Here is a 20,475-nt window from a genome sequence, read left to right as displayed (position 1 = left end):
CACTCCGGACAGATTGTGGAAAGTGCAGTGCACAATGGATCCCTCAGGCGTCGTCGCGCGCCTGAGAGGTCGACGTGGGAGCCGGGCGGCGGCCTCAGCTCGCGAGCACGCGTTGGGGCGGGAACGTGATCTCGACCAGCGTGCCTTCCTTCTTGACGCTGGTGATCGACATCGCCGCGCGATTGGCCTCGACCAGCGCCTTGGTCAGCGGCAGGCCGAGCCCGGTGCCGCCGGCACGGCGCGTCGTCGGCACCTGGCGGAAGGGTTCGAGCGCGAGCTTCAGCTCGTCGTCATCCATGCCGATGCCGGTATCGCGCACCCGCAGGATCGCCTCGCCCTGGTCGCCGAGCGCGGTCGAGATGATGACCTGGCCGCCGGCATCGGTGAACTTCACCGCATTGGAAAGCAGGTTGATCGCGATCTGGCGGATCGAGCGCTCGTCGGCGACGACGGGCGGCAGCTTCGGCGAGAGCCCCGAGCGCAGCACGACGCGGCCGCGTTGCGCTTCAGGCTGCAGCAGCGCCACGGTCGACAGCGCGATCTCGTTCAGATTGACGCTCGCGAAGTCGAGATCGAGCTTGCCCGCCTCGATCTTGGCGAGGTCGAGCAGGTCGTTGACGAGGCTGATGACGTAGCCGCCCGACTGATGGATGTCGCGCAGATATTCCTTGTAGCGCTCGTTGGCGATCGGGCCGAAGCGCTCTTCCGCCATGACTTCGGCGAAGCCGATGATGGCGTTGAGCGGCGTGCGGATCTCGTGGCTGATCTTGGCGAGCACGTCGGATTTCTGCGCGCTCGCCATCTCCGCCGCCTTGCGCGCATCGACCAGCTCGCCCTCGGTCTTCTTCCAGGCGGTGATGTCGCGCAGCACCGCGCAGAAGCGCGGCTCGGCACCATGCGCGATCTGCCCCATGGTCATGAACAGCGGGATCTTGCCGCCCTGGCGCACCCGGCCCTGCACCTCGCGCCCATCGTTCAGCACCGAGGCGACGCCGCCGCCCTTCAGGCCTTCGAGATAGTCGAGGGCCGGGGCATGGCTCTCACCGGCGAAGAGCAGCGTGAACAGTTCGCCGGTCACCTCGCGCTGATCGTAGCCGAACAGCGCCTCGGCCGCCTTGTTGAGCGACAGGATGCGCCCGCGATCATCCACCGTGACCACGCCGTCGGTCGCCGTGTCCAGCATGGCGGTGAGCTCGGCGATGCGGCCGTCGCGGGCCTCGGCATCGAGCTGGAGTGCCTCGACGCGCGCCGCCGATTCGGCCTCCTCAGCGGCAAACTCGGCCGCGAGCTCGGCTTCTTCCGCCTCTTCCGGCGTCAGCACCTTGACCTCGCCGCCGCCATTCGGATGGCGGAAGGCCATGAGCGTCGCCGGCTCGTCCAGCCAGCTCACGCTGGAGAGGACGGCATCGACGCTGACCAGATGACCGAGGCGATCGATCAGCTTCATCGCGCCGCCTTCTGCGCGCGATGCTTCCTTGATCAGGCGGCTGACATTGCCGCCGGCCTTCAGATCGGCGAGGTCGGCGAAGTCGAGCAGATCGAGCAAGGTGCGGTTGGCATAGAGCGCCTCGTCGCCGCGATTGACCAGGACTGCGATGGGCAGTCGGTCGAGTACGTCGGCATGGGAATTACGTTGCCGTGCCGGGGCCGGGGCCGAGTCGGCTTCGACCGCCGGCCTCTCGGCGGCGGCCACCTCTGCCTGCTCCTTGACCTGCAGCGGCGCGACCGGCGGCAGGCGCGGGCCGCCCGGCTCCTCGTCGCCGGCCAGGCGGGCGCCCAGCGCTTTGGCGATCTCGCGGAAGGCATTGCGCTCGGCCGAGCTCAGATGCGGCTTCGACGGCTCTAGAAGCGGACGTAGCGCCGTCACAGTGCCGCCGTTGCGCAATGGAACGATGTTGTCGGCAGGGGGCACCGACCCCGCAGCGGGCTGCTCGTCGTCCGGTCGGTCGGCGGAGGGAGCTTCGGATTCGTCGCGCGCTGCCGCGAGCGGCAACTCGTCGCTATCCTCAGGGCGGTTTTCCGCTTCAGGCGCCGCTTCGCGTTCCGCCGTGCTCACCATGGACGACTCGGCCGCCTCATCGGCTTGCGGCAGTTCCGCCTCTACGTCCGCGATGGTGTGCATTTCCCCGGCAGGTTCATCCTGCTGCTTCGCATCCTCTTCCGCCAGGGCCTCCGCTGGCCCAGCAGGGGCGTTCGCAGCAGCCTGTTCGGGCGCGACAGCGGCTGCAAGGAACGGCTCGCGCTCGTTCAAGCGGGCAATGCCGAAGCCGCGGAAACCGGCGAGTGCGCGGGCCGCATCGAGGACAGGCACGCCAGACAGCTCGACGCGCGCGCCTTCACCGGCGGTGTCCGTCTGCCAGAGCAGATTGTGGCCGCTCCAGGTCGTGGCCGTGCCGAGCCGCTCGATCAGCCCGCCATCGCGGTCGAGAATGGTGGAGCCGACGAGATCCTGCCAGCGTCGGCCGATCAGCCTGTCTGCAGCGTCGGCACCTGTCAGGAAGACGATCTGGTCGGACAGCTTGGTCAGCCGGGCTTCGCCGTCGCTCTGCCAGAGGAAGCGGATCGTCGACGGGCGGGGCGGGGCGGGCGAATCGGTCCCCTCGGACGGAGTGGCCGTCGCGGTTATGGTCGGCGTCGACTCAGCCTTCGGGGGTATCGTGATGCCGAGCCGGCGCAGCTCGGCAGCGGGGATGGCGATCGCCAGGACGGTCTGACCGTCCGGGCAGGGCAGGAGCTTGCAGCCGCAGGTGAGGGGGATGGCTGCGAAGCCGGAGGTCAGGCGCAGTCGTTCGAGGCGGATGCCAGCCGCGGAGGCAAGGCCACCCGCGAGCGCATCGAGCCGCTGACGCGCCTGATTCGGAACCGCGGCATCTGCCCCCTTGCCGCCGAGCAATGCCCACCCGGCGTCGTTCGCAAATCCGGGGCGCCCGGCGGTCGCGTCCCAGAGCAGCAGGGCGCCGCCCGCGGCAAAGGACGCAAGCGCAGCGTCTTCAGCCGCCGCCACGCCCCGTCGCGCCCAGTCCTCTCCGGATTCGCTCATGCCTGCCCGCTCGTTCGATCCGCGCCCGTTATGCCTAATGAAAGCTTAATAGCTCCCAAACGGCGGCGAATCCATGGAGCCGAAGATTGCTCTCCCGCTTCTCCTCGAAACAGCGTTAACATGCGCGGCGTCGCAGATGTCACGTTATTGTCATTGCGATGCAACAATGATATTGCAGTGCACAATTACGTAGGATTGGCTGACGAGGCGACAGGAGGATCCCATGAACGGCAAGCTGCCTTATGAAGTTCCGACCGAGATGAGAGAATTCGCTGAGCGTAGTGTCGAACAGGCTCGCAAGGCCTTCGACGGTTTCATTGGCGCGGCTCAGAAGGCTGTTGACAGCGCCCATGGCTCCGCCGAGAGCGCCCGAGCCAACACCCATGATGCGACCCGCAAGGCCATAGCCTATGCCGAGAATAACGTCGCGGCGGCCTTCGACTTCGCCCAGAAGCTGGTGAAGTCCAAGGATCTCACCGAAGTCATGCAGCATCAGTCGGATTTCCTGAAGTCGCAGATGGCGGCGTTGCAGGACCAGCTCAAGGATGTCGGCGCTGCCGCGCAGGAAGCTGCGGCCAAGGCTGCCGAGACCGTGAGCAAGGCCACCAAGGGCGGCCGCTGAGCCGCATTGGCCGGCGCTGATCGCGCCGGCACCGTATCGGGCCGGGCCTTGCGCCCGGTCTCCGCTGTTTGCTGCTGAAGGAGAGCCGTCATGGTCAAGCCTGCTCCCACCAGGACGACGTCCAAGGTCCCGGTCAGCCTGCCCCCGGTGAGGGCGCTATCGTCCTCATCCGCCGAGCCGCTTGCTGAAACGCCGCCGTCGGCGAATGCCGAGGCCCGCCCCGTCGCTGGCGCGGCGGTTCCGCCTCCAGCCGCTCCTGCGAGCCAAGCCGCTGCGAAACCCGCTTCTCCGACCGCTGCCGCTCCGGTGGTGACCCAGACGCCATTGGCGCCCGAGAAGCCGGCTTCACCCGCCATTCCGGCGCCGGCGCGGACCGATGCAACTGCTCCGGCCAAGGCGAATCAGTCTGATGAAGCGCCGGCTTCCGCGCTTGCGGTGAAGTCTGCCCCCGCCGAGAGGCGCATTGAGAAGCCGGCGGCGAAGATCCTTGCGCCCAAGATTTCGGCCAAGGCCCCGGAGGCCGCGCCGAAGGCAGAGGTCGCCAAAGCTGCCGTTTCTCCGAAGACCGCCCCGCAAGAGATCGCCCCGCGCGGCAACGCCGCGCCGGTCGGGGCGAAGCCGGCTCCAAAACCGGCGCAGGCGGTCGAAGCCGCCGCGCCGTCTGCCCCGGCGGTCAAGCCGGCCGAGCCGGTCTCCGCGCCCGTGGCGGCCAAGCTGATCCAGCCGGTTTCACTCGATTCGCTGCCGCTGCCGCGTCCGCCCGAGGCTGCCGCCGTCGCATCCGCGACCATCATGAGCCAGGCGCTGACGATGGCGCGGGCCTTCGGCGCCTTGCAGGCCCATATGCTCGACCATGCCTGCGCCGAACTCGAGGCGACGTTGCGCGATGCTCAAACCCTGGCGCGCAGCAACAGCGCCTCTGAGGCGATCACGCTTCAGGCCAAGGCAGTCCGCCGCAGCTACGAATCCTATGCGGAGCACCTGAAGGAGCTCGCCCGCGTCGCCAATACGGCGCTGCGCAAGGACTAGGCGCGACGACATCATCGGCGCACTGACGGGTGCGCCGAAATTCCTGCGGAAGAAATCGAATTCCGCGGTTGCAAAAACGGAACGTCGGCACTAGGGTCCGCGCCGCTGGTGACCCCCGCTGCGGCGGCAGTGTCCCATGCCCCGGGTACGGGCAGCCATAGCTCAGTTGGTTAGAGCGCTAGATTGTGGATCTAGAGGTCCCCCGTTCAAGCCGGGGTGGCTGTACCACCTTTTTGTTTTTCTCTCATCGTCATGCGGTGCGGTTCGCTGCCGCCGCATCCTCCCTCCTCTTGAAGAGCGGCCACGGCTTCGCCATATCGTGGACAAGCGAAAGGGTTCGCCTTTCGCCCGCGGGATGCTGCCGGCTGCGGGTCCCGATGTTCGTGAGGCGCCTTTCGAGGGCCTGGTAGAGATGACGCGTACGCCTAGCCTGTCCCACCCGTTCCTGCTCGGCTTCGACGATATCGAGCGTGCGCTCGATCGCGTCGCTAAGGGCGCGAGCGAGGGTTACCCGCCCTATAATATCGAGCGGTTGCCTCGGACGGAGGACGAGCCCGACTGTCTGCGGATCACGCTGGCTGTAGCGGGCTTCTCGCGCGAGCAGCTCGAGATCACGCTGGAGGAGAACCAGCTGACGATCCGGGGCCGGCAGAGCGATGACAAGAATCGGCAATTCCTGCATCGCGGCATCGCTGCCCGGCAATTCCAGCGGAGCTTCCTGCTGGCCGAAGGAATGCAGGTTCTCGGCGCCGATCTGTCGAACGGCCTGCTTGCAATTGATCTCGTCAGGCCGGAACCGGAACGGCTCATCCGGCGTATCGATATCATGAGCCGAAAGTAGAGGACGGGTCGCCGTCCGGCGTTGAAGGATGCGGCAGCGGTTTTCGCATCTGTTCATAATTGAAGGCGCAGTATCAGAACCGCATTCGCACTGCTCTGAAGGAGGGCGCGATGAAACAGGACAGAATCCTAATCCAGGCCGACCCGCTGACCCCTGCGGAATTCGCCGCGCTCGGCACCGGCGAGGTCGCCTACGTCAAGTCGATGACCTCTGACGAGCTGATGCGGATCTTTCCGCAGGCTCCGAAGATCGAGTCCGGCTTGCTGCTCTTCACCTTGCTCTCGGCCGACGGCGCGCCGATCCTCGTCACGGATTCGCGCGAGGCCGCGACGGCCAATGCCTGGGAGCATGATCTGAAGATGGTCAGCGTTCACTGACGCTGACCAGGCTCCTGCCGCTCAGGGCGCGGTCGCCATCCCGGCGACCGCCGATTGCAGCCTCACAATATCGTCCGGCATGGACAGGCGGTGATCGCCGTCCTTGATCAGCGTCAGCACCACCGGATCGCCGCTGAGATGTTCGACGAGCTTCAGCGCCTGGCGCCATGGCACGTCGGGATCGCGCATGCCCTGCAGGATATGGACAGGGCAGCCGGCCTTGATCTCGCCGCCGAACATCAGGTGCCGGCGCCCGTCCTCTATCAGGGCGCGGGTGATCGGTGTCGGATCGGGTGAATACTCGGAAGGGCGGTGCCAGACGCCTTCGTCGAGGATTTCCCGGCGGATGGCGTCAGGCATCTGTGCCCACATCAGCTCCTCGGAGAAATCGACGGCGGGCGCGATCAGCACGAGGCCTGCGGGTTGCAGCGGCGTGCCGAACAGGCGGCGCGCCGCGAGCAGGGCAATCCAGCCGCCCATCGAGGATCCCACGAGGATCGGGCTCTGCCGGCATTGGGTCTGGATGACCGCAAGCGCGTCCGCCAGCCAATCCGACAGGGTGAAGCCGGCGAAGTCGCCTTCGCTCTCGCCATGCCCGCCATAGTCGAAGCGCAGATAGGCTCTCCCCGTGTCGCGGGCCCAGTCCGCCAGCGCCTCGGCCTTGGTCGCGCGCATGTCGGACCGGAAGCCGCCGAGCCAGACCACGGGCGCTCCCGTGCCGTCCTGGATGAGATAGGCGAGGCGGCGCCCGGTGGGGCCGTCTCCGACCTCGAGCCATTGCGGCGGCTGGCGCTCCACGGCAAATCTCCTGTGACGAATCACGCGGCCGCGGCGATTAAAGGCTGCGGCGGCTCTCCGATAGGGGCATATTCGCCCCAACGAATGAAAGTCCAGACCAAGAGAGCATGTCCTTCAAACCGGGTGCCCATCTTTCGCTGCCTTCCACCGAAACGCATCCGCTGGCGGGGCGGACGATCCTGCAGATCATTCCGGAGCTCGAGGCGGGCGGTGCCGAGCGGACTGCGGTCGACATCGCCAAGGGGCTGACCGATGTGGGCGCCCGCGCGCTAGTCGCGACCGAGGGCGGGCGTCTCGTCGCCGAGCTGCAGGCCAAGGGCGGGGTCTGGCTGCCTTTCCCCGCGGCCTCGAAGAACCCGATCGCCATGGCGCTCAACATTCGTAAGCTCCTGCTGCTCTGCCGGCAGGAGGGGGTGGAATTGATCCATGCCCGCTCGCGCGCCCCTGCCTGGGTCGCGCTCGGCGCGGCGCGGCTCCTGAAACTGCCCTTCGTCACCACCTATCACGGCTCCTACAACAGCCGCTCGGCGGTGAAGACGCTCTATAATTCGGTGATGGCGCGCGGTGATGTCGTCATCGCCAATTCCGGCTACACGGCTGAGCTGATTCTCTCGAAGCATCCGATGGCGCGGGACCGGATCAGGGTGGTCAATCGCGGCACCAATTTCTCGGCCTTTGCACCGGCGGCGGTTGGGGCGGATCGGATCCAGGCGTTGCGCAAGGCCTGGGGCGTCGAACCGCATCAGCGCATCGTGCTGCTGCCCGGCAGGCTGACCGGCTGGAAGGGCCAGCGCGTCCTGATCGAGGCTGCGCGCCTGATGCGTGACGGCGGTGATACCGATACCGCCTTCATCCTCGCCGGCGACGCCCAAGGGCGCGACGGCTATGTGAAGGAACTCGACGGGCTTATCGCCAAGGCCGGGCTGGAAGGCCGCGTCCGGCGTGTCGGCCATTGCACGGATATGCCGGCGGCGATGCTTTCGGCTGCGGTCGTCGCCGTGCCATCGACCGAGCCCGAAGCCTTCGGACGCGTCGCGGTGGAGGCACAGGCGATGGGCGCGCCCGTCGTGGTCTCCGATCTCGGTGCGGTGCCCGAAACGGTGCTCGCCCCGCCGCAAGTCACTCCCGGCGAGCGCACCGGGTGGCGCGTCCCGCCCGGCGATGCGTCCGCTTTGGCGGCCGGTCTCGCCGAAGCGCTGTCGCTGCGGCCTTCCGCGCGCGATGCGCTGGCGAGGAGGGCGCGCGAGCATGTCGAGAAGCATTTTTCGCTGGAAGCGATGGTAACCGAGACCCTCGACGTCTATTGCGCGCTGCTGGAGCGTTGAGGCGTCAAGGCGCGGGCGAATGCCTGTCGCAGCGGTGTCATGCATTGACATCGCGCCTCTTTATGCAATGTGTCTGAATCAACGGCGCGGACTGCGCCAAATACAGGAGAATACCCCATTCGTCGCCCTTACCGTGCTGCCCCGGCCCCGACCAAGGAAGGCCCCCGCTCGAACCGTGATATCCGCGGAGTTCGCGAGGTACAGCTGATCGACGACACGGGCGCCAACCGTGGCGTGGTGTCGTTCTTCGAGGCGCTGAAGATCGCTGAGGATGCCGGTCTCGATCTGGTCGAGATCGCCCCGAATTCCGTTCCGCCCGTCTGCAAGATCCTTGATTACGGCCGCTTCCGCTTTCTCGAGCAGAAGAAGGCTTCCGAGGCGCGTAAGAAGCAGCGCACCATCGAGATCAAGGAGATCAAGCTCCGGCCCGGCATCGACAAGCACGATTACGATGTGAAGATGAAGGCCATGCAGGGCTTCTTCGAGGAAGGCGACAAGGTGAAGGTCACCCTGCGCTTCCGCGGCCGCGAGATGGCGCATCAGGATCTCGGCGTGAAGGTGCTCGAGCGCGTCAAGGCCGATCTCGTCGAGATCGCCAAGGTCGAGAGCGACTGGCAGCTCGAAGGCCGCCAGATGGTGATGGTGCTCGCGCCGCGCTGAGGCGTGACCGGGCGCGTTTCTGTTCAGAATGCGGAAAAAGGGCGCCTCTGGCGCCCTTTTTCATGCGGGCTTGAGCAGAAGCCCGTCGAGCATGGCGTTGAAGGCGTCGGTCGCCGCCAGCAGGGCGGATTCGGGTTCGGGTGCATGCGCGATCCATTGCGCCGCATGCTGGGTCGCGCCGACGATCAGCCGCGCGATGGCCTCCGGATCAAGCGGGGCCAGCACGCCTTCGGCCACCAACTCGCCGAGCCCGTGCGTCATCATGCGGATGCAGTCGTTCTGGATCGGCCAGTTCCAGGGATCGCCGAGGACGGCGGGCCCGTCGCGCAGCACGATCTGCTGGATTTCCGGTTCGCGGGCCATGGCGAGATAGGCTGCGCATTCGTCGCGAAAGCCGGTCCAGCGATCCTGCGCCTTAGCCGAGACGGCACGCAGCCGCACCGTCATCTCGGCATCGATCTGGTCGAGGACGGCGGCGAACAGGCCCTTCTTGTCGCCGAAATGATGATAGAGCGCGCCGCGGGTGAGCCCCGCCGCAGCGGTCAGATCATCCATCGACGCAGCCGCATAGCCGACCGTGCCGAACGCCTCGCGTGCGGCGGCGATCAGGCTGGCGCGGGTTTCCGCGATCATGTCGGCGCGAAGCCTGCGAGCCATCATTTCCCTTTCACATACGTCTCGTACGTTAATTGACATACGAGATGCATGCAATTATCCATTCGCATACGCGGCGTATGTCCGCTTCCTTCGGGACAATCATGCCTAATCCCTACCGTGAGATCTTCCGGGTGCCCGGCGCCCTCGCTTTTTCGTCCGCCGGCTTCGTTGCACGCCTGCCAGCCTCGATGGTCGGCCTCGGCATCGTGACGATGCTGTCGGAGCGGCGCGGCGAATATGCCATCGCCGGTGCCGTCGCCGCGACCTTCGCGCTCGCGAGCGCGCTGATCACGCCGCAGGTCTCGCGCCTCGTCGATCGCTATGGCCAGCGCCGCGTGCTGATGCCGGCTGCGACTGCCGCTGTGCTTGCGCTGAGCGGCCTCATCCTCGCGACCTGGGCGGGCGCGCCGAGCTGGCTGCTCTTTGTCTTCGCGCTGCTCTCCGGGCTGATGCCGAGCATCGGCGCGATGGTCAGGGCACGCTGGACGGAGTTCTACCGGGATACACCGCAGCTGCGCACCGCCTTCGCCTTCGAATCGGTGGTCGACGAGGTCATCTTCATGGTGGGCCCGATCGTGGCGATCGGGCTCAGCGTCAGCCTTTTTCCCGAGGCCGGGCCGCTCGCCGCCATGATCTTCCTGATCGTCGGCGTGCCGCTGCTCTGCGCCCAGCGCCGTACCGAGCCGCCTGTCCGTGCCGACTCCGTGGGGATGGATGCCTCGGTCATCCGGCTCGGCGGTGTGCGGGTCGTGGTGCTCGCGATGATTGCGGTCGGCGCGATCTTCGGTACGGCCGAGATCACCGCCGTCGCTTTCGCCGAGGCGCAGGGGCAGAAGGCGATGGCGAGCGTGGTGCTGGCGATTTACGCGGCTGGCTCTCTCATCGTCGGCCTGGTCTTCGGGGCGCTCAGGCTGAGGGCGTCGCTCGCTACCCAGTTCGTCGCTGCCATAGCGCTCGCGGCGGCGACCACTCTGCCTTTGCTGGCGGTGACCGGCCTGACCTCTCTGGCTCTGGTCTTCTTCATGGCCGGCGCGGCCGTCTCGCCTACGATCATCATCGCCATGGGGCTGATCGAGCGGCTGGTGCCGCCGCGCCAGCTCACCGAGGGCATGACCTGGGGCATCACGGGCATCGGCATCGGCATGGCCTTCGGCGCCTCGGCCGCCGGCGCTCTGATCGATGCTTTCGGCGCCCGCAGCGGCTTCTGGATCTCGGTCGCGGCCGGGGCCGTCGCGCTGCTCGTCACGCTCGCCGGCTACAGCCGGCTGCTGGGCGAATGGAAGGAGACGGCGGTTTGCGAGCCGGCCTGATCGGCCGGCCCGCTTGTCGGCAGGTCAGCGGATCGGCGGGCCGTATTGCAGGCCGCCCTGCGTCCACAGCTTGTTGACGCCGCGCGGCAGCGGGTTGCTGGTCTTCGGGCCGAAATGGCGGTCGAAGCTCTCGCCGTAATTGCCGACGGCCTTGATGATGCGCACCACCCAGTCATTGGTCAGGCCGAGACCCTCGCCGAACTTGCCCTCGGCGCCGAGCATGCGGCGGATTTCCGGGTTCTGCGAGGTCTTCGCCAGCTCTTCGACATTGGCCTGGGTGACGCCGAGTTCCTCGGCATTGATCGTCGCGAACACGGTCCAGCGCACGAGATCGAACCAGGCCGGGTCGTTCTTGCGAACCCAGGGGCCAAGCGGCTCCTTGGAGATGACCTCCTGAAGGAGCATGTGCTCGTCGGGATCCTTCAGCCTGCCGCGCGTGCCGGCGAGTGCGGAGAGATCGGTGGTATAGGCGTCGCAGCGGCCGGCCTCATAGGCCTGCACTGTATCCTCCAGGGTTGCGAAGGCGACGGTCTCGAACTTGATGCCGTGGGTGCGGCCGTAATCGGCGAGGTTCAGCTCCGTGGTCGTGCCCTGCGCGACGCAGACCGAGGCGCCGTTCAGGTCCTTCACCGTGTTCACGCCGAGCTTCTTGCGGACGATGAAGCCCTGGCCGTCATAATAGTTGATGGCGGTGAAGCTGACGCCCTGGCCGATGTCGCGGCCGAGCGACCAGGTCGTGGTGCGGGCGAGCACGTCGATCTCGCCCGATTGCAGCGCGACGAGGCGGTTCTTGCTCGAGAGCGAGAGATAGCTCGCCTTGTCCTGGTCGTTGAAGATCGCCGCGGCCAGCGCCCGGCAGACATCGGTGTCGAAGCCGCGCCAGATGCCGTTCTTGTCCTGCAGGGAGAAGCCCGGCACGCCTTCGCTGGTGCCGCAGATGATGTTGCCGCGCGCCTTGATCTTATCGAGGGTCGATTGGGCAAGCGCAGGGGCACAGGCTGCTGCCGTCAGGGCGAGGCCTGCGGCGAGGCTGAGCAGAAGCTTCTTCACGGGGGATTCTCCAGATGCGGAACGCGCCTGTTGACCTTACGTTGTGACAGGCGTCTGAAGGAAGTGCGCGGATGGCTGCTGTTTTTATCGGCAGCCTCGCTCGGCATTGCCGGCTTCGCACTTGCCAGAACGGCACTTTTCTGCGATAGGGCCGGCCTTCGATCGCCCGGCTGATAAGGGCTGCCGTGGCGGTCGTGCTTTGCTTCCTGAAAGCAAGACATTGGCGACGCGTTCAAAAAAGCGCGATGCCGCGACCATTGAGGAGCTGAAATGCCCAAGATCAAGACTAAATCGGCCGCCAAGAAGCGGTTCAAGATCACCGGTACCGGCAAGGTGCTCTACGCCCAGGCCGGCAAGCGTCACGGGATGATCAAGCGGACCAACAAGCAGATCCGCAATCACCGCGGCACGACGACCCTCTTCGAGGGCGACGCTGCCAACGTGAAGAAGTACTTCCTCCCCAACGGCTGACGCCACCTGACATTCCGGAGATCATGACATGGCTCGCGTGAAACGGGGCGTTACTGCCCACGCCAAGCACAAGAAGACGCTGAAGGCCGCCAAGGGCTTCTATGGCCGCCGCAAGAATACGATCCGCGCCGCCAAGGCGGCCGTCGATCGCTCGATGCAGTACGCGTATCGCGACCGCAAGAACAAGAAGCGCTCGTTCCGCGCTCTCTGGATCCAGCGTCTCAACGCTGCGGTGCGTGAGCACGGCCTGACCTATTCGGTCTTCATCGGCGGCCTGATCAAGGCCGGCATCGAGCTCGACCGCAAGACCCTGTCCGCGATGGCGATCGACGACGTGGCCTCGTTCACGGCCGTGGTCGAGACCGTCAAGGGCGCGCTGGGCGCCGAAGCCAAGGCCGCCTGAGCGGACTGGCATCGCTGAATTGGAAAAGGCCGGCGGTGACGCCGGCCTTTTTCTTTGAATTCAAGTCTGCACGCTGCCGTTGCCAGGCGGGTTCCAGCCTTCGCCTGCGCCCTCGACGATGCGGTCATATGCCTGCTCGGGCGTGTCGGCGTAACTGAACAGCTTCAGATCCTCCGGGCGGATGAAGCCGGCGGCCTCCATCCGGTCGAGGTTGAGCAGGCCCTGCCAGTAACCGGAATCGTAGAGCACGATCGGCACTGGGGCCATCTTGCCCGTCTGCACCAGCGTCATGATCTCGAACAGCTCGTCGAGCGTGCCGAAGCCGCCGGGGAAGACCACCAGGGCGGCGGCGCGCATGGCGAGATGCATTTTGCGCATCGCGAAGTAGTGGAAGAGGAAGGTCAGGTCGGGTGTCGACCAGGCATTCGGCTCCTGCTCATGCGGCAGGGTAATGTTGAAGCCGATCGAGATGGCGCCTGCTTCGGTGGCGCCGCGATTGGCCGCTTCCATGATGCCGGGTCCGCCGCCCGTTGCGATGACGTGATGGCGTCCGGCCTCGCCATCCAGCAGCGCGCCGCCCCGTTCGGACGCGATGCGGCCGAATTGCCTTGCCGCTTCGTACCAGGGATTGCCCTCGCGCACCCGCGCCGAGCCGAAGACGACGATGGTCGAGACGACCCCGCGCGCCCTCAGATGATCTTCCGCCTTCTGGTACTCCAGCATGAAGCGCACGCCGCGGGTCGAATCGCCCAGGATGAAATCCGGGTCGAGCGCGGCGAGCCGGTAGGACGGCGCTTCCTTCTGATGGGTGTTGTCGGGCAAGGCATCCTCCTGCATCGGCACCGGCCAAGTTCGACCGGTTCGGCAAAGCGTCGCTTCGCTCTGGCATATGCCGACCGTTCCCGCTAGAACGCGCCGTTCCCACGCCTTCAACGCTTGCGACCCGTTCATGACCGATATCGCCACCCTGGAACGCGACGTCCTCGTTGCGATCGACACCGCCGCCGACGAAGCCGCCGTCGAGGATGTGCGGATTGCCGCGCTCGGCAAATCGGGCTCGATCTCGGCGCTGCTCAAGACTCTCGGCGCGATGACGCCGGATGAGCGCAAGGAAAAGGGGCCGCTGATCAACGGCCTGCGCGACCGCGTGCAGGGCGCGATCGCCGCCCGCAAGGAGGCGCTGGGCGAGGCGGCGCTGGAGGCCAGACTGGCCTCAGAGCGCGTCGACGTGTCGCTGCCGGTGCAGGACGGCCCGGAGGCGCGGGGCCGTATCCATCCGATCAGCCAGGTCATCGACGAGATCACCGCGATCTTCGGCGATATGGGCTTCGCCATCGCCGAAGGGCCGGATGTCGAGACCGACGACCTCAACTTCACCAAGCTGAACTTCCCGGTCGGTCACCCCGCCCGCGAGATGCACGACACTTTCTTCTTCGAGCCTGACGCCAATGGCGAGCGCAAGTTGCTGCGCACTCACACCTCGCCGGTGCAGGTCCGCACCATGCTGGCGCAGCAGCCGCCGATCCGCGTGATCTGCCCGGGCAGGACCTATCGCAACGATTCCGACCAGACCCACACGCCGATGTTCCATCAGGTCGAGGGGCTCGTCATCGACAAGTCGGCCCATCTCGGCCACCTGAAGTGGATATTGGAAGAGTTCTGCAAGTCGTTCTTCGAGATCGACGACGTGAAGATGCGCTTCCGCCCGTCCTTCTTCCCCTTCACCGAGCCTTCGATGGAGGTCGACATCCAGTGCTCGCGCAAGGGCGGCGAGATCCGCTTCGGCGAGGGTGACGACTGGCTGGAGATTCTCGGCTGCGGCATGGTCCACCCGAACGTGCTGCGCAATTGCGGGCTCGATCCCGAAGTCTATCAGGGCTTCGCCTGGGGCATGGGCATCGACCGCATCGCGATGCTGAAATACGGCATGGCGGACCTGCGCCCCTTCTTCGAGGCGGATGTGCGCTGGCTCGCCCATTACGGCTTCCGCCCGCTCGACCTGCCGACGCTGACGGGCGGCCTCTCCTCATGATGCTGCTGGCGGGGCAGGGGAGGGCGCGATGACGCCTGCAGGCTGGGCGGCGCTGTTTGCCGGGCTGCTGAGCGCGACGAACCTGGCGAGCCAGGCGATCGCGCTGTGGCGCCTGCGTTGGCCCATGCAGCGCTCCGCCCTGCTCGCCGAGCTGCCGCCGGTCACGATCGTCAGGCCGGTGCGCGGCATCGAGGCCTTCAGCCGCGAGACGGCGGTCTCCGGCCTGGAGCTCGACTATCCCCGCTACAGCACGATCTTCTGCGTCGCCGACGCGCATGATCCGATCATCCCGCTGATCGAGGAGCTGATCGGCATCTATGGCACCGAGAAGGTCCGGCTGATCGTCGGCGACGTCCCCGTCAGCGCCAATCCCAAGCTCAACAACTGCGTGCGCGGCTGGGAAGAGGCGACGACCGACTGGGTCATCCTCGCCGATTCCAACGTGCTGATGCCGAAGGACTATATCCAGCGCATGCTCGCCGCCTGGCGGTCCGATACCGGCCTCGTCTGCTCGACGCCGGCGGGTTCCCGGCCACAAAGCTTCGGCGCCGAGGTCGAATGCGCCTTCCTCAACGCATTCCAGGCGCGCTGGCAATATGTCGGCGAAGCGCTGGGGCTCGGCTTCGCGCAGGGCAAGTCGATGCTCTGGAACAAGCCCTTCCTCGATGCGAATGGCGGCATCGCCGCGCTCGGCGCCGAGATTGCCGAGGATGCCGCTTCCACCAAGCTGGTGCGCGCGGCAGGCAGGCGCGTCCATCTCGTCGGGCAACCCTTCGAGCAGCCGCTTGGCCCACGTCGTCTCGCGGATGCGGTGCAGCGGCAGTTCCGCTGGGCACGGTTGAGGCGCGTCACCTTCCTGCCCTTCTTCATGCTGGAGCTTCTCTCCACACCGTTCCTTGCGGCCGTGCTGGCGGCCTTTGGTGCCTCCGCCGTGGGCTTGCCATTCTGGGCGCCGCCGCTGCTGGTGCTGCTGCTCTGGTATGCCGGCGACATCATTCTGTCGGCGAGCGTCGGCTGGTTCCTGAACTGGCGCACGCCGATCGCCATGCTCGCGCGCGACATCGCCTTCCCCGGCGTCTGGGCCTATGCCTTCGTCGGTGGCGAGGTGAGCTGGCGCGGCAACGCGATGAAGATCCGTGCCGACGGCGCCAACGAGCTCAACGATACGGCCCCGAAGCTTTCGGCGGCGAACGCGAAGATTTCCGACTGATCCGAAGATACTGACCCGATAGCGCGATGAAATTCACGATTTCCTGGCTCAAAGAGCACCTCGACACCGACGCCTCCGTTGCCGAGATCGCCGAAACCCTCACCCGCATCGGTCTTGAGGTCGAGGCGATCGAGGATCGCGCCGCCGCGCTCTCGGCCTTCACCATCGCCTATGTCATCGAGGCGAAGCAGCATCCGAACGCGGATCGCCTGCGCGTTTGCATGGTCGACACCGGCACCGGCGAACCGGTGCAGGTGGTGTGCGGCGCGCCGAATGCCCGCACCGGCATGAAGGGCGTGTTCTCGCCGCCGGGCAGCTACATCCCCGGCAAGAAGGTCACGCTCGGCAAGGGCGTGATCCGCGGCATCGAATCGAACGGCATGCTGGTCTCGGAAGCGGAACTAGAGCTCTCCGAGGATCATGACGGCATCATCGAGCTGCCGGCCGACGCGCCGGTCGGCCAGCCCTATGCGGCCTATGCCGGGCTCGACGACGCCGTGATCGAGATCGCCGTGACGCCGAACCGCGCCGATGCGCTGGGCGTCGCCGGTATCGCGCGCGACCTGGCAGCCGCCGGCCTCGGCAAGCTCAAGACGCAAGCCATCCAGCCGGTGGGCGGCTCTTTCCCGTGCCCGGTCAAGGTCACGCTCGATTTCGCCGACGAGGACCGCAAGCTCTGCCCGGCCTTCGCCCTGCGTCTCGTGCGCGGCGTGAAGAACGGCCCGTCGCCGGATTGGCTGCAGGCGCGGCTGCGGGCCGTCGGTCTGCGTCCGATCAATGCGCTGGTCGACATCACCAATTTCATGACGCTCGACCGCAACCGGCCGCTCCACGTCTTCGACGCAGCCAAGGTTACGGGCAATCTCACCGTGCGCCGCGCCAAGGCGGGTGAGACGATCCTCGCTCTCGACGGCAAGACCTACACACTCACCGACGAGCAGGTCGTGATCGCCGACGAGCATGGCGTCGAGTCGCTTGCGGGCATCATGGGCGGCGAGGCCTCGGGCAGCAGCGAGGGCACCACCGACGTGCTGATCGAGAGCGCGCTCTGGGACCCGCTCAACGTCGCCCGCTCCGGTCGCGCGCTCGGCATCAACTCGGATGCGCGCTACCGTTTCGAGCGCGGCGTCGATCCCGATTTCGCGCGACCCGGCCTCGATCTCGCGACCGCGATGGTGATCGAGCTCTGCGGCGGCGAAGCCTCCGAGATGGAATTCGTCGGCGAACTGCCCGCCAGCACGGCCGCCATCGAATTCCCCTGGTCCGAGGTCAAGCGCCTGACCGGGCTCGATCTGCCCCAAGTCGAGATGGAGCTGGCGCTAACCTCGCTCGGCTTCCACGTCTCGGGCGCGGGTGACCGCGTCAAGGTCGCTCCGCCGTCCTGGCGCGGCGATGTCGGAGGCAAGGCCGATCTCGTCGAGGAGATCGTCCGGATCGCCGGTCTCGACCGCGTCGCCTCGACGCCGCTGCCGCGTATCAAGGGCGAGGTCGTCAAGCCGGTGCTGACCGTGCTGCAGAAGCGCACGCGCATCGCCAAGCGTACGCTTGCGGCGCGCGGTCTCGTCGAGGCCGTGACGTGGTCCTTCATCTCGCATGACGAGGCCAAGCTCTTCGGTGGCGGCTCGCCCAAGCTCGCCCTCGCCAATCCGATCGCCGCGGATCTCTCCGATATGCGCCCCTCTCTGCTGCCGGGCCTGATCCGGGCGGCGCAGGCCAACGCCGATCGCGGCTTCCCCGATGTCGCCCTGTTCGAGGTCGGGCAGGTCTTCAAGAGCGATGAGCCGGAAGGCCAGCTCATCGCGGCGACCGGGCTGCGTCGCGGCACCGCCCGCCTCGACGGCGTCGGCCGCCATTGGGATGGCGGCGCCAAACCCGTCGACGTCTTCGACGTCAAGGCCGATGTCCTCGGCCTGCTCTCCGGTCTTGGCATCGCGACCGGCGGTTTGCAGATTGTTGCGGGCGGCCCGGCCTGGGCTCATCCCGGTCGCTCGGCCACGCTGCAATTCGGCCCGAAGGGCATCGTCGGTGCCTTCGGCGAGGTCCATCCCCGCATCCTCAAGGCGCTCGACGTCAAGGGGCCGCTTGTCGCCTTCGAGATCCATCTCGATGCGCTGCCGCTGCCCAAGTACAAGCCGACCAAAGTCAAGCCGAAGCTCGCTCTTTCCGACTTCCAGCCGGTGACGCGCGACTTCGCCTTCATTGTCGACAAGGCGGTGGCGGCCGGCGACATGGCCAGGACGGCGCAGGGCGCCGACCGCGCGCTGATCGCCAATGTCGGCGTCTTCGATCTCTATGAGGGGCCGGGTGTCGAAGCCGGCAAGAAGTCGGTCGCGCTCGCGGTGACGTTGCAGCCGACCGAAAAGACCCTGACCGAGGCGGAGATCGAGGCGGTCGGCGCCAAGATCGTTGCGGAGATGGCCAAGCGCTATAGCGCGACGCTCAGGGGCTGATAGTCCGGCGCGCACGTCATGCTCGGGCTTGACCCGAGCATCTCCTGCCAGAGATTCTGGGGTTTGCGCTTCGCTCCGCCCGAGAATGACGCATGCGCCACCATTGATCAGGATTATGTAATAATCCGCCAAAGCAATCCGTGAGCTTTCAGGGTATCGGCTGGCGCATTCTTGCATCGCCACGGTCCTATGAGCCTCACCGAACGTCCCGTTGCGGACAATCTGTTTCCCGGTTTTCGCCTGCTCGACGTCGAGACGTCGGGCGCGCGCATCCGTGTGCGCACCGGCGGGGAGGGGCCGCCGCTTCTGCTGCTGCACGGCTATCCGCAGACTCACGCGCTCTGGCACAAGGTGGCGGAGCGGCTGAGAGGGAGCTTCACACTCGTCTGCGCCGATTTGCGCGGCTATGGCGACAGCGAGAAGCCGAAGACCGACACCGAGCACACCCCTTATTCCAAGCGCGCCATGGCGCGGGACATGGCGGAGGTGATGACGGCTCTCGGCCATCACAGCTTCTTCGTCGGGGCCCATGATCGCGGGGCGCGGGTCACGCATCGCCTCGCGCTCGACCATGCCGAGCGCGTCATCCGCCTCGCGACGCTCGACATCGCGCCGACGCGCGAGATGTACGCACATACGACGGACGCCTTCGCCCGCGCCTATTGGCACTGGTTCTTCCTGATCCAGCCGGCCCCCTTCCCGGAGCGGATGATCGGCGCCGATCCGGAGGCTTACTGGCGCAAGAAATGCGGCTCGGGCTCGGCCGGGATGACGCCCTTCGCGCCGGAGGCGCTTGCCCACTACCTGCGCTGCTTCGCCGACCCGGCGACGATCCACGGCTCCTGCGAGGATTACCGCGCCGCCGCGACTGTCGACATCCGCCATGACGACGAGGACGAGGGCCGCAAACTGACGCAGCCGCTGCTCGCGCTCTGGGGCGCCAACGGCATTATCGGCAAGTGCTTCGACCCTCTGGCCTTGTGGCGCGAGCGTGCGCAGGATGTGCGCGGCCGCGCCCTCCCGGGCGGGCACTACCTCGCGGAAGAGGTCCCCGACCTCGTTGCCGCGGAATTCAAGGCCTTTTTCGGAGCAGCATCATGAGCGGGACCAATCGCGTCTATCGCATCGCCGTCATCCCCGGCGACGGCATCGGCAAGGAAGTCATGCCCGAGGGCCTGCGCGTGCTGGAGGCCGCTTCCAAGAAGTTCGGCTTCGAGCTGCGGCTCGACGAGCTCGATTTCTCCTCCTGCGATTACTACGCCAAGCACGGCAAGATGTTGCCGGACGACTGGAAGGAGAAGATCGGCGGTCACGACGCCATCTATTTCGGCGCGGTCGGCATGCCCCAGCAGGTGCCGGACCACATCTCACTTTGGGGTTCGCTGCTGCTGTTCCGGCGCGAGTTCGACCAATACGTCAACCTGCGCCCCGTGCGCCTGATGCCGGGCGTTCCCGGGCCGCTGGTGGGCCGCAAGCCCGGCGACATCGACTTCTTCGTCGTGCGCGAGAATACCGAAGGCGAATACTCCTCGGTCGGCGGCCGCATGTATGCCGGCACCGAGCGCGAGATCGTCATCCAGGAGACGGTGATGAGCCGCGTCGGCGTCGACCGCGTGCTGAAATACGCCTTCGAGCTGGCGCAGCGCCGGCCGCGCAGGAAGCTGACCTCGGCCACCAAGTCGAACGGCATCTCGATCACCATGCCCTATTGGGACGAGCGGGTGAAGGAAATGGCCAAGAGCTATCCGGATGTCGCGGTCGATCAGTATCATATCGACATCCTGACCGCGCATTTCGTGCTGAACCCGGACCGCTTCGACGTGGTCGTCGCTTCCAATCTCTTCGGCGACATCCTCTCCGATCTCGGGCCGGCCTGCACGGGCACGATCGGCATCGCGCCTTCCGGCAACATCAACCCGACGGGCGATCATCCCTCGCTGTTCGAGCCGGTCCACGGCTCGGCGCCGGATATCGCGGGCCAGGGCATCGCCAACCCGGTCGGCATGATCTGGTCGGGCGCGATGATGCTCGACCATCTCGGCGAGCGCGAGGCGGCGCAGGCGATCGAGGCCGCGATCGAGCGGGCGCTGGGCGATGCCCGCACCCGCACGCGTGATCTCGGCGGATCGCTTGGAACGGAGGCCGCCGGCCGGGCGGTCGAACAGGCTCTCTGATCGGCGACGAACAGGGACGTCAGGTT

19 protein-coding genes and 1 tRNA gene are annotated in these 20,475 nt (G+C 66.6%); 15 read left to right on the top strand and 5 right to left on the bottom strand.

All coding sequences use genetic code 11. The annotated features are described in order from the left end of the window. Positions 1–94: 94 nt before the first annotated feature. On the bottom strand, positions 95–3,040 hold the full coding sequence (locus AC1DE3_RS21685; RefSeq protein ID WP_476780568.1) for a sensor histidine kinase: 2,946 nt from the start codon (positions 3,038–3,040) through the stop codon (positions 95–97). Between the two features lie 223 nt (positions 3,041–3,263). Here AC1DE3_RS21685 and AC1DE3_RS21680 point away from each other — a divergent pair, with 223 nt between their 5' ends. The 5 genes from AC1DE3_RS21680 (at position 3,264) to AC1DE3_RS21660 (ending at position 5,909) form a co-directional block, all read left to right on the top strand. Then, positions 3,264–3,662: a phasin gene (locus AC1DE3_RS21680; RefSeq protein WP_441510958.1), complete on the top strand. Its 399-nt coding sequence runs from the start codon at positions 3,264–3,266 to the stop codon at positions 3,660–3,662. A 90-nt stretch (positions 3,663–3,752) separates the two neighbouring features. Next, positions 3,753–4,691: a phasin family protein gene (locus AC1DE3_RS21675; protein ID WP_441510959.1), complete on the top strand. Its 939-nt coding sequence runs from the start codon at positions 3,753–3,755 to the stop codon at positions 4,689–4,691. A 151-nt stretch (positions 4,692–4,842) separates the two neighbouring features. Next, positions 4,843–4,919, top strand: a tRNA-His gene (locus tag AC1DE3_RS21670). A 184-nt stretch (positions 4,920–5,103) separates the two neighbouring features. Continuing rightward, positions 5,104–5,532: an Hsp20 family protein gene (locus tag AC1DE3_RS21665; RefSeq protein WP_441510960.1), complete on the top strand. Its 429-nt coding sequence runs from the start codon at positions 5,104–5,106 to the stop codon at positions 5,530–5,532. A gap of 110 nt (positions 5,533–5,642) precedes the next feature. Further along, a complete protein-coding gene (locus AC1DE3_RS21660; RefSeq protein WP_441510961.1) occupies positions 5,643–5,909 on the top strand; it encodes a BQ00720 family protein in 267 nt (88 codons plus the stop codon). Between the two features lie 21 nt (positions 5,910–5,930). Here the strand turns inward: AC1DE3_RS21660 and AC1DE3_RS21655 are convergent, their stop codons facing one another. After that, a complete protein-coding gene (locus AC1DE3_RS21655; protein ID WP_441510962.1) occupies positions 5,931–6,707 on the bottom strand; it encodes an alpha/beta hydrolase in 777 nt (258 codons plus the stop codon). A gap of 107 nt (positions 6,708–6,814) precedes the next feature. Here AC1DE3_RS21655 and AC1DE3_RS21650 point away from each other — a divergent pair, with 107 nt between their 5' ends. Then, positions 6,815–8,032, top strand: coding sequence for a glycosyltransferase family 4 protein (locus tag AC1DE3_RS21650; protein ID WP_441510963.1), 1,218 nt, complete (start codon positions 6,815–6,817; stop codon positions 8,030–8,032). A 117-nt stretch (positions 8,033–8,149) separates the two neighbouring features. Continuing rightward, on the top strand, positions 8,150–8,692 hold the full coding sequence (gene infC / locus AC1DE3_RS21645) for a translation initiation factor IF-3 (RefSeq protein ID WP_441468974.1): 543 nt from the start codon (positions 8,150–8,152) through the stop codon (positions 8,690–8,692). A gap of 60 nt (positions 8,693–8,752) precedes the next feature. Here infC and AC1DE3_RS21640 read toward each other — a convergent pair whose 3' ends face one another. Beyond that, entirely contained in the window at positions 8,753–9,349 is a 597-nt protein-coding gene (locus AC1DE3_RS21640; protein WP_441510964.1) for a TetR/AcrR family transcriptional regulator, read from the bottom strand. 101 nt (positions 9,350–9,450) lie between these two features. Here AC1DE3_RS21640 and AC1DE3_RS21635 point away from each other — a divergent pair, with 101 nt between their 5' ends. Continuing rightward, positions 9,451–10,659 carry an MFS transporter gene (locus AC1DE3_RS21635; RefSeq protein ID WP_441510965.1) on the top strand — a complete coding sequence of 403 codons (1,209 nt, stop codon included), beginning with the start codon at positions 9,451–9,453 and terminating at the stop codon, positions 10,657–10,659. A gap of 24 nt (positions 10,660–10,683) precedes the next feature. Here AC1DE3_RS21635 and AC1DE3_RS21630 read toward each other — a convergent pair whose 3' ends face one another. Next, positions 10,684–11,709, bottom strand: a complete 1,026-nt coding sequence (locus AC1DE3_RS21630; protein WP_441510966.1) for an amino acid ABC transporter substrate-binding protein — start codon at positions 11,707–11,709, stop codon at positions 10,684–10,686. A 270-nt stretch (positions 11,710–11,979) separates the two neighbouring features. Between AC1DE3_RS21630 and rpmI the strand changes: the two genes are divergently transcribed. Further along, on the top strand, positions 11,980–12,180 hold the full coding sequence (gene rpmI, locus AC1DE3_RS21625; protein WP_066718776.1) for a 50S ribosomal protein L35: 201 nt from the start codon (positions 11,980–11,982) through the stop codon (positions 12,178–12,180). 28 nt (positions 12,181–12,208) lie between these two features. Further along, positions 12,209–12,583, top strand: coding sequence for a 50S ribosomal protein L20 (gene rplT, locus AC1DE3_RS21620; protein WP_265052281.1), 375 nt, complete (start codon positions 12,209–12,211; stop codon positions 12,581–12,583). 60 nt (positions 12,584–12,643) lie between these two features. Here rplT and AC1DE3_RS21615 read toward each other — a convergent pair whose 3' ends face one another. Then, positions 12,644–13,420, bottom strand: a complete 777-nt coding sequence (locus AC1DE3_RS21615) for an LOG family protein (protein ID WP_476780573.1) — start codon at positions 13,418–13,420, stop codon at positions 12,644–12,646. A gap of 112 nt (positions 13,421–13,532) precedes the next feature. Between AC1DE3_RS21615 and pheS the strand changes: the two genes are divergently transcribed. The 5 genes from pheS to AC1DE3_RS21590 all read left to right on the top strand — a co-directional run bounded on the left by pheS (position 13,533) and on the right by AC1DE3_RS21590 (position 20,449). Next, positions 13,533–14,615 carry a phenylalanine--tRNA ligase subunit alpha gene (pheS, locus tag AC1DE3_RS21610; protein ID WP_441510967.1) on the top strand — a complete coding sequence of 361 codons (1,083 nt, stop codon included), beginning with the start codon at positions 13,533–13,535 and terminating at the stop codon, positions 14,613–14,615. A gap of 28 nt (positions 14,616–14,643) precedes the next feature. After that, positions 14,644–15,825, top strand: a complete 1,182-nt coding sequence (locus AC1DE3_RS21605) for a ceramide glucosyltransferase (RefSeq protein WP_441510968.1) — start codon at positions 14,644–14,646, stop codon at positions 15,823–15,825. A gap of 26 nt (positions 15,826–15,851) precedes the next feature. Further along, entirely contained in the window at positions 15,852–18,275 is a 2,424-nt protein-coding gene (pheT, locus tag AC1DE3_RS21600; protein ID WP_441510969.1) for a phenylalanine--tRNA ligase subunit beta, read from the top strand. Positions 18,276–18,464: 189 nt separating this feature from the next. Then, a complete protein-coding gene (locus AC1DE3_RS21595; RefSeq protein ID WP_441510970.1) occupies positions 18,465–19,376 on the top strand; it encodes an alpha/beta fold hydrolase in 912 nt (303 codons plus the stop codon). Beyond that, complete coding sequence (locus AC1DE3_RS21590; protein ID WP_476852778.1) at positions 19,373–20,449, top strand: tartrate dehydrogenase; 1,077 nt, start codon at positions 19,373–19,375, stop codon at positions 20,447–20,449. Before AC1DE3_RS21595 ends, AC1DE3_RS21590 begins: the two co-directional genes overlap by 4 nt. Positions 20,450–20,475 lie beyond the last annotated feature (26 nt).

The organism is Allobosea sp. 10L417, from assembly GCF_056395485.1.
The sequence above is the reverse complement of the archived record's forward strand: the minus strand, read 5'-3'. Positions and strand labels throughout refer to the sequence as shown.

Coding starts and splice junctions, on each gene's coding strand:
- AC1DE3_RS21680 (WP_441510958.1), top strand. CDS start 3,264: ATGAACGGCAAGCTGCCTTATGAAGTTCCGACCGAGATGAGAGAATTC.
- AC1DE3_RS21665 (WP_441510960.1), top strand. CDS start 5,104: ATGACGCGTACGCCTAGCCTGTCCCACCCGTTCCTGCTCGGCTTCGAC.
- pheT (WP_441510969.1), top strand. CDS start 15,852: ATGAAATTCACGATTTCCTGGCTCAAAGAGCACCTCGACACCGACGCC.
- AC1DE3_RS21590 (WP_476852778.1), top strand. CDS start 19,373: ATGAGCGGGACCAATCGCGTCTATCGCATCGCCGTCATCCCCGGCGAC.
- AC1DE3_RS21640 (WP_441510964.1), bottom strand. CDS start 9,349: ATGGCTCGCAGGCTTCGCGCCGACATGATCGCGGAAACCCGCGCCAGC.
- AC1DE3_RS21635 (WP_441510965.1), top strand. CDS start 9,451: ATGCCTAATCCCTACCGTGAGATCTTCCGGGTGCCCGGCGCCCTCGCT.
- AC1DE3_RS21615 (WP_476780573.1), bottom strand. CDS start 13,420: ATGCAGGAGGATGCCTTGCCCGACAACACCCATCAGAAGGAAGCGCCG.
- AC1DE3_RS21675 (WP_441510959.1), top strand. CDS start 3,753: ATGGTCAAGCCTGCTCCCACCAGGACGACGTCCAAGGTCCCGGTCAGC.
- pheS (WP_441510967.1), top strand. CDS start 13,533: ATGACCGATATCGCCACCCTGGAACGCGACGTCCTCGTTGCGATCGAC.
- AC1DE3_RS21605 (WP_441510968.1), top strand. CDS start 14,644: ATGACGCCTGCAGGCTGGGCGGCGCTGTTTGCCGGGCTGCTGAGCGCG.
- AC1DE3_RS21660 (WP_441510961.1), top strand. CDS start 5,643: ATGAAACAGGACAGAATCCTAATCCAGGCCGACCCGCTGACCCCTGCG.
- rpmI (WP_066718776.1), top strand. CDS start 11,980: ATGCCCAAGATCAAGACTAAATCGGCCGCCAAGAAGCGGTTCAAGATC.
- AC1DE3_RS21650 (WP_441510963.1), top strand. CDS start 6,815: ATGTCCTTCAAACCGGGTGCCCATCTTTCGCTGCCTTCCACCGAAACG.
- AC1DE3_RS21685 (WP_476780568.1), bottom strand. CDS start 3,040: ATGAGCGAATCCGGAGAGGACTGGGCGCGACGGGGCGTGGCGGCGGCT.
- AC1DE3_RS21595 (WP_441510970.1), top strand. CDS start 18,465: ATGAGCCTCACCGAACGTCCCGTTGCGGACAATCTGTTTCCCGGTTTT.
- rplT (WP_265052281.1), top strand. CDS start 12,209: ATGGCTCGCGTGAAACGGGGCGTTACTGCCCACGCCAAGCACAAGAAG.